The 12851-nt window shown below is 41.8% G+C and carries 11 protein-coding genes and 1 pseudogene; 2 read left to right on the top strand and 10 right to left on the bottom strand.

The window, feature by feature from the left end; all coding sequences use genetic code 11:
• Positions 1 to 8: 8 nt before the first annotated feature.
• Positions 9 to 134 (top strand): annotated as a pseudogene (locus tag AC075L_RS16905) (AIM24 family protein); the annotation flags it as partial.
• Between the two features lie 53 nt (positions 135 to 187).
• Here AC075L_RS16905 and AC075L_RS16900 read toward each other — a convergent pair.
• The 7 genes from AC075L_RS16900 to AC075L_RS16870 form a co-directional block, all read right to left on the bottom strand.
• Entirely contained in the window at positions 188 to 973 is a 786-nt protein-coding gene (locus tag AC075L_RS16900; protein WP_055200183.1) for an HAD hydrolase family protein, read from the bottom strand.
• 77 nt (positions 974 to 1050) lie between these two features.
• Positions 1051 to 3687, bottom strand: coding sequence for a cation-translocating P-type ATPase (locus AC075L_RS16895; RefSeq protein WP_055200185.1), 2637 nt, complete (start codon positions 3685 to 3687; stop codon positions 1051 to 1053).
• 104 nt (positions 3688 to 3791) lie between these two features.
• Positions 3792 to 4400, bottom strand: a complete 609-nt coding sequence (locus AC075L_RS16890; protein WP_008705352.1) for a TerD family protein — start codon at positions 4398 to 4400, stop codon at positions 3792 to 3794.
• Positions 4401 to 4427: 27 nt separating this feature from the next.
• Complete coding sequence (locus AC075L_RS16885; protein WP_008705353.1) at positions 4428 to 5009, bottom strand: TerD family protein; 582 nt, start codon at positions 5007 to 5009, stop codon at positions 4428 to 4430.
• A 97-nt stretch (positions 5010 to 5106) separates the two neighbouring features.
• The gene (locus AC075L_RS16880) at positions 5107 to 5688 is read right to left on the bottom strand and encodes a TerD family protein (protein ID WP_022380523.1); all 582 of its coding nucleotides are present in this window, start codon (positions 5686 to 5688) and stop codon (positions 5107 to 5109) included.
• Between the two features lie 29 nt (positions 5689 to 5717).
• Entirely contained in the window at positions 5718 to 6872 is a 1155-nt protein-coding gene (locus tag AC075L_RS16875; protein WP_020993224.1) for a toxic anion resistance protein, read from the bottom strand.
• 6 nt (positions 6873 to 6878) lie between these two features.
• Positions 6879 to 9152, bottom strand: a complete 2274-nt coding sequence (locus tag AC075L_RS16870; RefSeq protein ID WP_476387928.1) for a YceG family protein — start codon at positions 9150 to 9152, stop codon at positions 6879 to 6881.
• 321 nt (positions 9153 to 9473) lie between these two features.
• On the opposite strand from AC075L_RS16870, the gene AC075L_RS16865 reads away from it, so the two are divergent.
• On the top strand, positions 9474 to 10436 hold the full coding sequence (locus AC075L_RS16865; RefSeq protein WP_476387927.1) for an HpcH/HpaI aldolase/citrate lyase family protein: 963 nt from the start codon (positions 9474 to 9476) through the stop codon (positions 10434 to 10436).
• 12 nt (positions 10437 to 10448) lie between these two features.
• Here the strand turns inward: AC075L_RS16865 and AC075L_RS16860 are convergent, their stop codons facing one another.
• The 3 genes from AC075L_RS16860 to AC075L_RS16850 all read right to left on the bottom strand — a co-directional run.
• On the bottom strand, positions 10449 to 11501 hold the full coding sequence (locus AC075L_RS16860) for a cysteine protease StiP family protein (RefSeq protein WP_008705360.1): 1053 nt from the start codon (positions 11499 to 11501) through the stop codon (positions 10449 to 10451).
• Between the two features lies 1 nt (position 11502).
• Positions 11503 to 12609, bottom strand: coding sequence for a phosphoribosyltransferase domain-containing protein (locus AC075L_RS16855; protein WP_118574197.1), 1107 nt, complete (start codon positions 12607 to 12609; stop codon positions 11503 to 11505).
• 11 nt (positions 12610 to 12620) lie between these two features.
• A partial coding sequence (locus AC075L_RS16850) for a MarR family winged helix-turn-helix transcriptional regulator (protein ID WP_476387926.1) occupies positions 12621 to 12851 on the bottom strand: 231 nt, incomplete at its 5' end.

Genomic DNA, 12851 nt, shown 5'->3' with positions numbered 1-12851 from the left:
CGAATTACTGGAAAACTTTCATCGGCCAGACTTCCGGAGAGTCTTATCAGTTTGAGTGGCATGGAGGAGATAATGTTACGGTTATCATTCAGCCATCTGAACGTCAGAGCGGAATCCGCGTCAGTATGGATTAACAGCCTGATATAACAAAGAGCCGAACTGACTGCAATATTTTATAGAATTGCAGTCAGTCCGGCTCTTTAAAATATAAAACCAAACATTTCTCAAGTAATGTTTCCGAAAACAGTCTTCCTGCCTCCATTTCCATCACTGTCTCTTTGAATCTGTCGCTACCATTACCGTAAATCTTTTTAAATCCGGCCGGAACTAATCCCAGGTCGCTTTCTTCCACCATGGAAACATCGAATTCGCTGTCTCCGGCTGCTATGATATATGCAGGCTGCAACCTCTTTCGAAGTCTTCTCACAGCCATTCCCTTACTCAGATTTACAGGAACAACATATACCTTCTCTCCATTATGAAATACGTCCACCAGCTTCGTAGTCAGTTTTGCCTGCAGATCTTCAACCACTTCCTCTGGCTTTTCACATTTTGTAAAAATAAAAAGCTCATCTAGAAATCTCAGCTCAAACTTTCGTCTGGAATCCCCGGCAAGAATCTGCTGCGCTTTTTCCATTTCCGGTCTGCTGTTCTGGATCATTTGCAGCGACTCCAGATACCACTCTCTGTCACGCTTACCATTTACCAGCAGTACTCCTCCATTACAGACAAGGGCATAGGGTACGATTCCTATATCCAGATCAATACGTTTATACTGTTCTTCCGTCCTTGTGGATGTTGGTATGATAGTCATCTTCTCACTTACTTTTTTCAACAGATCATGCGTTTTTTCAGAAATAAATGAGATTTCTCTTCCATTATATAACTCAACATTTAATTTATTTTCACCGATATTGCGCTTATACGAATATATTATGGTATTGTCCATGTCCGCGCATAAAATGCCATTCATTCGCTTCCTCCAAAAATGGGACTGCCACACTGTTATTACCTGCGACAGCCCCATAATTATTATTTCATACGTATTGTTTACCTGCTCATGATTGCTTTTCTGATAAGATCCACCGGTATAATAAGTACTGCAAGTACCATGGATACCAGTAATGCCTTTGGCTCAAGCAGAGTTGTGTTAAATACTTTTCCGCCGATTTCAATGATAATGGTCTGAAGAACAAAGATTGCTCCCATTACCAGTACGAAGTTCTTATTCTCCCCGATATGCTCAAACAGATTAAACTTCTCAGATCTGGTATTCAGACTGTTAAAGATAATCGCATAAATGAAGAACGCAAACATAAATGTTTTCTCATAAAGCTCCGGATCTGCACAGCCCGCAGGGATTACCCAACTGGTAATGCCGCCGATATTCTCAAGTATCAGGATAGAACCAAGGGTAATAAATATTGCACTTACTCCGATCGCTGACTTGATGTACGGAGTCAGAATATTATCTGTTCTCTTTGCCGGCTGATCTTTCATATATCTGTCAAGAATAGGTTCTCCACCAAACGCCATGGCAGCCAATGTATCCATGATCAGGTTGATCCAAAGGATCTGGACAATGGAAAACGGCTCTGTCCATCCCAGGATCGGTGCAATGATATTCATTAACAGAGTACTGATATTTACAGTAAGCTGGAAAATGAGGAATTTTCCAACAGATTTCGCCATAGTCCTGCTGTTAAGCACACAGTCTTTAATGGAAGTCAGACTGTTATTAAGGATAACAACATCTCCTGCCTCCTGTGCAACTGCTGTACCATCTCCCATTGCAAAACCAATGTCTGCCTGTTTTAATGCGGGAGCATCGTTCACACCGTCACCGGTCATACCACAGACATTATCAATCTGCTGTGAAAGAGATACCAGTCTTTTCTTATCAAGCGGTTTCGCGCGGCTTACCACTCTCAGGTTCGGGAGAACTTTCTTCAGCTCTTCATCTGATAATTTCTCCATTTCTTCATGGGTAAGAACCACGTCCTTCTTCTCATCTGCAAGAATACCTGCCTCTTTTGCAATGGCTACTGCAGTTTCCTCTGCATCACCGGTAACCATAACTACCTGGATTCCTGCATCATTGAGAATCTGAACAGTCTCAACCGCATCTGTTCTGACATTATCACGCAGACACAGAACTGCCATAAGAACAGTCTTTCCATCGCTGATTTTCGCTACGGAGAGAAGCTTCATGGTTCTCTTTGCCTGTGCATGCATCTGTTCTTCTACTTTATCTTTATCTGCCTTTGTAAACTCTCTTTCTTCCCCGTCCGGAAGCATGTAATGTGTTACTTTATCAATGATATTCTCTGTAGCACCCTTCCAGTAAACAAGTCCGTTTTTCAGTTTTACAGTGGCACATTTCTTCTCGGAATCAAATCCGCTGATCTCTTCTACCTTCTCCGGATCATTGTCATAATCATTATAACCATGATCAATGGCATAAGAGAGCAGTGCTCTGTCCATGTTGTTACTTCCGATTGCCTTTCCTTCTGAGGAAATCTTTGCAAGGTTATTCAGAGTGATAGCTTCTATAAACTCCCTGCTCTGGATGGAATCAACAATCTCACCGTTACCTGTGATAAATTCTACCAGTGACAGGTTACCCTGTGTGATCGTTCCGGTTTTATCACTGAACAGCACGTTCATGTAAGCAGAATCTGAAAATGCCGCCTTGTGGCTGACAAGGATATTCTTTTTATACATGGACTCTGTATTCATTGACTGAACCAGACTGTTCATCATCGGGAGTCCCTCCGGAACTGCCATGATCACGATAGAAGCCATAAGCATAACTGCTTCCGCTATTACAAGGAGAACGGAAACAACAGTGATTGCCTGATCTGCCCTGATCAGAGTCAGGACAACATGAAGGATACCCGCGATCGCTGCAGCTGACACACCCAGTTTACCGATACCTGCTGCCACACCCTCCAGCTTCAGGCTGGAAGTATCTTTTCGCTCTTCTTCCTCGGAGGTATCTGTCAGAGCTTTGTTTATCTTTCCTAATTCAGAACTGTCTCCGATAACAGTTGCGATCATGTAACCTTCGCCTGAAGTCACAACCGAACCCATAAAGACTTTTCCCTGTGAAGAGTAATCCGTAGATTCTGCCTCGTCCATATTGGTTACTGCTGCTTTGTTCTCATCTCTTGATTCACCGTTTAATGCCGCCTGAGATACTTTGATCTTACCTTCAAATAACAGACCATCTGCCGGAACCTTATCTCCTGCCTGGATAAGGATCGTATCACCTTTAACGATTTCACTGGTAAGAATATTGACCAGCTTTCCGTCTCTTACAACTTTGGCATAGGTCTTGCTGTATTCTTCCTGAAGCGCCTCACTTCTTGAAGTATTTCTGTACTCTGACAGGGTACTGAAACCGGTAGCAAGTGCGATTGCGATCACAATACTGATGATCTCCACAACATCATTTCCGCCGGATAATGCAGGGACAAAGATTCCCAGCACAGCCAGGATAACTTTAAGAGCCAGAGCCGCACATAATACCTTGATCCAGATGTCATCAAATGCGCCGATGAACATGGACCAGAGTGATTCAGTCTCTTTCTTCGCCAGCTCATTGGTGCCGTACTTCGCCTTGCTCTCGCTGACCTGCTGTCCGGACAGGCCCTGCATTCGCTCCTCTTTGTTTATTTCATTCATAATAATCAACCTCCTCTTTCGGGTTTTGCAACTGTTCAATCATGGACAGACAGTTACCGGATTTTATATAAAAAGAGGAACCATAACAGCTCCTCTTTTTATTTTCACACAAATCTCTGGCAGAGTTCCCCAAGTCCGGGATCTGTTGTGCCATTTCCTACGGCGTTGAATTTCCATTCACCGTTATACCTGTATATTTCCCCAAAAATCATCGCAGTCATACCTGAATAATTCTCAGTTAAATTATATTTGCACATTTCTTTATTGTTTCTGGCATCAACCAGACGGATAAATGCATTCTGGATCATTCCAAAATGCTGTTTTCTCTTTACTGCCTGATAGATATTGACAACAATGACAATCTTATCATATTCAGCCGGAACTCTTGACAGATCAATAACGATCTGCTCATCATCTCCCTCGCCTGCTCCTGTAAGATTGTCTCCCATATGATTGACTGTCCCGGATTTATGTTTCAGGTTGCCGAAATATACCAGGTCTGTTTTATCTGTAAATTTACCATTTTTCAACATGATTGCAGAAGCGTCGCAGTCGATTGCCTGATGTGATGAAGAACCAAATAATGCACCAAACAATCCACCACCGCCGGATGGCTTTGCCTCATCCCAGCCAAGTCCCACGATCACCTTTGCTAATCCTGCATGCTCCTTTGACAGATTTACCTTCTGTCCTTTCTGTAAGCTTACTGACATTTTCGTCCCTCCTGTTGCCCTCCGGCACTATTCTACGTCTACACCATAACTGTTGCACAAAGCAGCCAGACCACCCTGATAACCACTTCCAATGGCATTAAATTTCCATTCGTCACCATTCTTGTACAGTTCACCAAATACAACTGCTGTTTCAATAGAGAAATCTTCTCCAAGATCATATCTGAGGATTTCTTCTCCTGTCACTTCATTGAAGATTCTCACAAAGGCATTAGAAACCTGTCCGAAATTCTGGCGTCTTGCCTCTGCATCATAGATGGTAACTGTAAATGCAATCTTTGTGATATTGGCAGGAATCTTTGACAGATCGATCTTAATCTGCTCATCATCTCCGTCTCCGGCACCTGTAAGGTTGTCTCCCATATGCTGGACTGCTCCGGACGGATGTACAAGATTTCCATAGAATACAAAATCGTTCGAATCAGAAACCCTTCCGGAATCTGTCAGACAGAACGCTGCTGCATCCAGATCGAAATCTCCGCCTGTGTCAAAAGCATTGATATCCCATCCGATACCTACAACTACATTCTTAAGTCCCGGGTTACCTTTTGTAAGACTGACCTTCTGTCCTTTTTTTAAACTAACTGGCATATATTTTTCCTCCCATATTGTCTTATCCGCTTCGCTATACAGCTCCATACCTGATAACTGTTTAGTATTTTTACCAAACAGCCGACTGTCTCTTACATTACGCTACTTCAATACCATAATGACCGCAGAGTGCTGCAAGTCCACCTTGGAATCCGCTTCCGATGGCATTAAACTTCCACTCTCCGTTATGTCGGTAAAGTTCTCCTACAACTACTGCTGTTTCAATGGAGAAGTCCTCCCCAAGATCATAATGGATCAGTTCCATCTCATTGGATTCATCTACCAGACGGATGTAAGAGTTTGAAACCTGTCCGAAGTTCTGACGTCTTGCTTCTGCATCATAAATGGTAACTGTAAACGCAATTCTCTCAATATTCGCCGGAACCTTTGACAGATCGATCATGATCTGCTCATCATCACCTTCACCCTCACCGGTAAGGTTATCTCCCATGTGGATGACTGATTCACTGGCATGCTTCAGATTGCCATAGAAAATGAATTCTTTCTCTGTAGGGCATTTTCCGTTGGCACCAAGCATAAATGCTGCTGCATCCAGGTCAAAATCCGCACCTGAATCAAAAGCGTTTACATCCCATCCAAGTCCTGCCATGATCTTCTTAAGTCCCGGATTCTTCTTTGTTAAATCTACCTTCTGTCCTTTTGATAAATTAATAGGCATATCATTCATCCTCCCTTTTTTCTGTGTTTTTATTTTCTTACCGGTGGCACATTGTATTGTTTGTTAAAATCCTGTTTGATTGCCTCCAGACGAACCTGATCCTCCTGGCGTTTCTTTCTGGCATCTTCCTGGATCCTTCTTGTCTCTTCGATTCCATTTGTAATGGTTGCCCATGTCTTCTCAAGAGTCTCAATCTGAATGGAACTTCCGGATGCCATTTTAGCTGTCATCTTCGATACATCTACTGTATTCTGAGCATTCTTAAGAAGCATCTCATTTGTTTTCTTATCCAGTTCTGCAATAGATTCTGCCTGTATCTTCTGCCTCTTCAGAAGAATTGCCTGCGCAAGTGCCTGCTTAAATACAGGAAGCGTAACGATAAACGCAGAATTGATCTTTCTCACCAGATTGTAATTGCTGAACTCCATAGTCTTTATCATGGGAATGGACTGCATTGCCACATTCTCTGCTGTTCTCAGATCCTGTGTCCTCTGTTCCAGCATCATCAGTGCCTGATTCAGACTGGTAAGTTCAAACTGAATAGACTGATCTCCCGTATTCTCCATATCCTGCTGTCTCTGGGCAATGTAGGCTTCAATCTCTTTACATGCCTGTTCTCCTGCAAGGATATATTTCACCAGTTCATGATAATAATCCACATTGGTCTTAAACATGGTATCCAGCTTTTTGTTGGACTGTTTGATTTCAGACTCATATCCTTTAAGCTGAACATAAATCTTATCAACTTCTTCGCCCATTGTGTGATACTTGGCCAGTATCTTATCCAGCTGTTTTCTGAAATTTCCGAAAAGCTTTCCGAAAAGTCCCGGATTATCCTTAATTTCATTAATGTCAAACTGATCCATGATCTTTGCCAGCGATTTAAGCATCTCGCTTGTCTCATTAAGCTGCGACATATTCATGCTGTTGAGGACCACATCAGATGCCTTGGAAATCTCCTCTGCTGCTTTCGCACCAAAAGATACAATGGTATCCATATTGTAAACTTCGATCGTGCTGACAATATCGTCCACTTCTTTTGAATTGACCAGCTCAGCATTCATCTGCTGCCTGTCAGCGACAATATCATATTTCTCCACAACTTCAATCTCATTTTTCTCCTGAAGACCATTACCGGCCTGAGCAGGATTTCCCATAGATGATTTACCGAAATCAAGTCCCATAATCTACTAACCTCTCCTGAAAAGTTTTCTCCGCCATGAGGGGCGGGTACTGTTTGTCGAAATGTTATTCAGATCCGGAACCTGCATATCGTATTTATATTCCCCGATCTGGTGCTCTTCCATCAGTTTTTCTGCAAAGTAGTTCTCCACACTCTGATAGCCTGTAGGGACAAAAAACAGAATGTCAAATCCTGCCAGGTTCAGGAATGTTACAAGAATCGAATCCTGAAGTGAAATCATCGTCTCCCCTGTATTAATATATATCAGTTTCGGATTCTTTTTTGTAAAATCAAATTTCTGGATCAGACGCAGAATCTCCTTCGGCAGATCCAGAATCTGCGCAATCACTGTATATTCTGTACCATTTTCCCCAATACCCTTTATCAGTTTCCGCTCGATCAGAAGCTGCAGCTTGTCAAGTATAAATTCCTGCATTTCCTCCCGAAGAAGATGATAAGGATATCTGGGATGATTCTTTATTTTATTCCGCAGAAGCTTTCCGTTTTTATAAAATTCTACGGCAAAGGCTTTCATTGGACCGGAGGCAGTTGGTTCAATGTACGGAGCACTTTTCACAACAACGGTATCTTCTGTGATCAGTGCTGCTATGGATTCCCAGTACTGAGAAACACTTCCATCCTTCACTCCTGAGATTTTTGAAAAAATAACCGGAATATTTACCACACCGTTAACTGTGCTGAAATTAGGTCTGTATTTCAATTCCTGATCCCACAGTAGTTTTATCTCTTCATACATGGTCTGCAGATTGATAACATTCGCCTTCACATACTGCTGATTTCTGTATATCCCACTGTCCTGATACATCAGAGTATCAAGTTCTCTTTCCGCATGATAAGCGGCTGTTCCAATCTTTACCTGAGAACTCTCTTCCGGATATTCTGTGATCGCCAGACTCTCCGGATAGTTGACCTCATACAGAAGTTTATCTTCCAGACAGCACTTAATGTTCAGATCAGGACATAAGATCAGCACATCCAGTGGCAGCCGTCCAAGGAAACTCATAAACAGAGCTTCGTTTTCATTCCGGCAGCCCCCCAGATAAATAAAGCATCCAATCTCCGGTGATTTCCAGTTTATGAACAGCTTCGGCAGATATCTTCTCAGCCAGCACAGCAGATACACTGCCCTGTTTGTCAGTCTGTTAAGATTTTCCCCTTCCTTCTGAGATTCAGCCAGCATAACATCCACAAATGTTTTATGCAGGATCCGCTGAAGCTCCGGATTGGCTCCATACTGTATATTACACGCAAGTCCCAGGAGCATCTGATCTCCGGATGTATAGTTTGACCTCTTTATCTCTGAAATTTCCTGCGGCGTTGGTCTTGGAATCTCTTTACTTACGATCACTGTATTTCTCTTTGAATTTCTCAGTTCCTGCTGCAATCTGAATAACTCATTTGCATAAGTAAACTTATCTTCTGCCCCGTTAATCCTGCAGAAACAGTTATAAAAAAAACGGCTGTCATTTCCCCTTAACAGAATGCTCTCGCGGATATCATCCAGGCCGTTTCCCTTTATCCATGCATTTGTACAATTTGTAAGCGAAGGTCTGATTCCATACAGTCTCTCATTGTTGAGTTCATTCTGAATCTCATCTCTGACCTTTTTCACACAATATCCCTGCGGAAATGGCTGCAAACCTTCCATCTGCAAACTGTCTGAGAGAACGGAACCCGGATCTGTTTTCAGATATCCCTGATCCCCTGCATACTGAAGCAGTACTACATCACAGCCTGCATTGGAAAGAATCGATATGAGCATTAACTCATAATTGCTTATCTGCCCTTCATATAATATTTTAGGGATATGGTTCTCTCCAAGCTGATTTACAATGCGTTCAAATTTATAATACAGCCAGCACATGAACTTGATATATGCGTTCCTGAGCATATTCTCGGTTTTCCCGGCTTTTCGCAGGGAATCCAGAGAGTCATAAATGGAGGCTGCCACATTCTGTCTCTGAAACTCATTCATCCTTGGCAGCCATTTTCTCAGACTGACATGGATAAAATCCATACTCATCTGAAAATCCATTCCCATTATTTCATTATAATATGCAAGATTCCCCTCATCGGGATTAGGTATCTTCCCTTCGATAACCACTCCGGTTCTTCTTGCTGTATCATAATATTTCTTTATAAATTCGCCGACTTCTTCAGAATATCCGTTGATACGGTAGAAATAAACACCTTTCTCCCGCCTGCTGTTCAGTTCGACAAAATAATCACTGAGGTTTTGAATTTTTTTGTGTTCCAACATATAAGTATCTCACCTTCAATATCTGCTTATCTTATTTCTGTTCATGATAAGTTCTACAGCAATTTCATAAAATAATGCGGAACCATAATTTTCTCCAAATTTTCGTATAAATTCTACCTCAAAATTGTATCATATTGCTATTTATATTTCAAGAAAATTCCCCTGTTCTTTCTATGGCTTATTCCCCTGAAATGTGCTATGATGTAGCTGCTGACTCGGTCCTTCACACTGTGATGGACCGGATTACCTGCAGTATTTTATTGAATTTCTATAAGGTACCCTATTTACGGGAATTTTTGTAGATATGTCAGAAGGAGTGTTATGAAAAATAATATTTTATATTACAGTGTAGGTCCATTACTCTATTGTCCTGCCAACAGAATATCCATCACTGATTCTCTGATAAATGAAAGATTCGGGAACAGATTTTCTCTTGCTCTCTGTCTTGAAGATACCATAAACGACGATCATGTTGAAGAGGCCGAGCAGATACTGATTTCTTCTCTCAGCCAGATATTCATACAGCATGAACAAAAGCCATTCTATCTGCCCAAAATATTTATCCGGGTTCGGAATCCACAGCAGATTCAGAGATTAACAAAAGCTCTTGGGCAATCCATTAAGATTGTTACCGGTTTCATCGTCCCTAAATTCAGCCCGGATAACGCACAAAGTTATATTGAGCAGATGATCCTCGTCAATGAACTTGTCGCAAAAAAACTTTACATGATGCCTATTTACGAAAGTCCCTCCATTATAGATTTGCGAAACAGAATTGATATTCTCTATTTGTTAAGGGATTCTTTAGCCAGAATTGAAGATCTTATACTGAATATACGTGTTGGCGGAAATGATCTGTGCCATATGTTTGGGTTTCGCAGACATGCCAATGAATCTATTCACAGCATCAGACCTGTTTCAGATATTTTCTCAGATATTATCACTGTATATGGTATGGATTATGTGATTTCCGGTCCTGTATGGGAATATTATGCCGGTGACAGCTGGAAAGAAGGAATGATTCAGGAAATCCGGGAGGACAGACTTTGCGGTTTCATCGGAAAAACCGTTATCCACCCTTCACAGATCCCTGTAGTAAACAGAGCTTATCAGGTTTCACGAAATGACTACCTTGACGCACGGGCGATTTTAAACTGGAATGCTGATTCTGCTTCCCTTGTTGCAGGAAGCAAAACCAGAGAAAGAATGAATGAATATAAAACCCATCTGAACTGGGCTAAGAAAACAGTTTATCTTTCAGAAGTTTTCGGAATAACAGAATAAGTATTACCCTTCTCACGCATCCGCAAGCTTCTTAATGATTCCACAGCATTTATAATGTGTAAGTGGATAGTATTCTACAGGTGTATGTTTCTCTTCGGCAAGTCTGACAATATGCTCCAACTGAGGATTTCCCTTATATCGCTCATCGATCAGCACCTTCCAGGGAATTCTCCTCAGTAATACTCTTGTTGTCTCTCCGATCCCCGGTTTGATCAGATTAATATCGTCAATACCGAAATTCTTTCCTATATTTATTACCTCATCAATACCCTGACTTTCCACTCTTTTTTCCAGATCAGGTGTATTCTCCATATTAAATTCCTTTTCAATGGTTTCAATAAAGTCATATGACAGATCAGAATCTGTCAGTTCTCCGTAATAGACTGCCCCATGGAAATCATCTCTGCCTATTATGTCATCTCTCAGAAAAGTACGGCTGATAAGGCCGGATACTGTACTGTTCAGGCAGGAACTTGGGATCAGGATATCTTCATGTGTTCCGCAAAGCTCCGTAACATTTGCCGGATCTGCCACTACCGCTATGTCAGCAGAAACCCCTTCATATGCAGAGATATCTTTCTTCAATTCATTCAGGATCGCACCCTTGCCAATCCATCCGTCCACAAATAAAATCTGCTGCGGTCTGTACTTTTCAAGCAGATACTTCATGGCATTATCGTCAATCCCTCTTCCTCTGATAATTGAAATGGAATAATGCGGCACATTTATACCATATTTGAATTTAATGTATCGCTTCACAAGGATACCAATTGGGATTCCCGCTCTGGCAAGGGATACCAAGACAATTTTCTTTCCCTTATTCTCTATGATCTTATCTGCCAGCATTCCTACTGCATTGGCAACCGGCTTCGCATAATGTTTCAGCGCATTATGATATACCTGCATATACTGATCTGTAGGAACATATTCAACAGGCAGCATCTCGCTGTAATGTTTTCCGGACTGAATCAGTTTCTCCCTCACTTTGGCAGGCTGAGGTTCTACCAGCCCGGTAATATCCTTCAATAATAAAATCACATCTTCTTCTGAATAGGAACTTCTCAAATCAGCACCACCTTACAACTGTAATATCCTTGTTCTGCATCCGGACAGCATTTATCAGCGTTTCCTGACTTTCCTTTATTTCCGGGGAATCTGTGACAATCAATACCTTGTCATATTTTTCTATATCGTAAATAAACGTTCTCCTGTCCGGATCATATAAACTTTTCAGTTCATATCTGCTGTGAAGGGGATACTCTTTTTCCAGACTCACAGCAATGGGACTTCTTGTAGTCGAATGGCACCTTACTTCGGCTCCCTCTTTTTCCATCTTTCTTCCGATATAAAGTGCAGGGAACATAAACTCCTCAGTGCCGATCACCAGTATTCTTTTGCCAGATATATTATCAGCCATGTTTCCGGTTTTCTCCCGGATTTCTCTCCACAGATTCTCACATGCTTCTTCATATTTCCCGGAATCAATCAGTCTGCGGGCATCCATCCGGTTTTTAACATAAATCGTTGTATACTCTGCGGCCTTATCCGGACATTTATAATAAAATCCGTCTTCCTTAAATGTTTCTGCTCTGTCTCCGTAAGTACTGTGATCCGTTTTTACCAGATAATACAGGGAAATCCCCTGTCTCTTATAACGTTCCAGATTCTCCTCGCTCATTCCGTTTAACAGAGATGCTACTGAATATTTAAATTTTCCGTCATATTCCCTGTCAAGAATACTGATGATATTCCGAATTGTTTTTCCGGTAGTGACTTCATCCTCGATAAATATGATCCGATCCGTCTCCGCCGCTGCTCTGTCAATATCATCTTTTACCAGCTTCTGCTCTGTGGCATGGCTGTGTTCCTCGGAAAAAAACAGATAATTCACGCCGGGAATAACTTCTCTGGTGGTCTGAATATAATCTGCCCCCACAGTAATCGCTGCCTGAGCACCTATGGCAGTTGCTGTCTCCGCAAAGCCCACCAGCAAAAGTTTTTCATCTTTGTATTTCTCCCTGAAAGTATCTGCCAGAGCAGCAAATAAATTCAGTGCCTTTGATGGCACTACCGGAATATGCTTTCCCTGAAGCGGATCCACTACCAGATAGTTTCTCTTCGTATTATTTTCCCTTTTTGCGATCTTTACTAAATCCTTCTCAGTATATTCCATCTTTACTCCTTCTACTGATATGATCTGAAAAATGCCTGCAACTTGGTCAGAGCTTTCGTCAATGCCTCTGTCTCCTCCACATTTAGGCCTTTAAGTACAGCCAGTACCATCTTCTCATGGAAATCTTTATGATGATAATAAGCTTTCTTCCCCTGTTCTGTCAGGGAGATCAGCACAACCCTTCGGTCCTCCTGACTTCTCATACGCTGGATATATCCCTTCTTTACAAGATTATTCACAGC

It is taken from the genome of Blautia sp. ZXY-1-B12, from assembly GCF_056339915.1.
Note: the sequence above shows the minus strand (reverse complement) of the source record. Positions and strands in the feature narration are given on the sequence as shown.

Coding starts and splice junctions, on each gene's coding strand:
- AC075L_RS16855 (WP_118574197.1), bottom strand. CDS start 12,609: ATGGAATATACTGAGAAGGATTTAGTAAAGATCGCAAAAAGGGAAAAT.
- AC075L_RS16875 (WP_020993224.1), bottom strand. CDS start 6,872: ATGGGACTTGATTTCGGTAAATCATCTATGGGAAATCCTGCTCAGGCC.
- AC075L_RS16870 (WP_476387928.1), bottom strand. CDS start 9,152: ATGTTGGAACACAAAAAAATTCAAAACCTCAGTGATTATTTTGTCGAA.
- AC075L_RS16885 (WP_008705353.1), bottom strand. CDS start 5,009: ATGCCAGTTAGTTTAAAAAAAGGACAGAAGGTCAGTCTTACAAAAGGT.
- AC075L_RS16895 (WP_055200185.1), bottom strand. CDS start 3,687: ATGAATGAAATAAACAAAGAGGAGCGAATGCAGGGCCTGTCCGGACAG.
- AC075L_RS16865 (WP_476387927.1), top strand. CDS start 9,474: ATGAAAAATAATATTTTATATTACAGTGTAGGTCCATTACTCTATTGT.
- AC075L_RS16880 (WP_022380523.1), bottom strand. CDS start 5,688: ATGCCTATTAATTTATCAAAAGGACAGAAGGTAGATTTAACAAAGAAG.
- AC075L_RS16900 (WP_055200183.1), bottom strand. CDS start 973: ATGAATGGCATTTTATGCGCGGACATGGACAATACCATAATATATTCG.
- AC075L_RS16890 (WP_008705352.1), bottom strand. CDS start 4,400: ATGTCAGTAAGCTTACAGAAAGGACAGAAGGTAAATCTGTCAAAGGAG.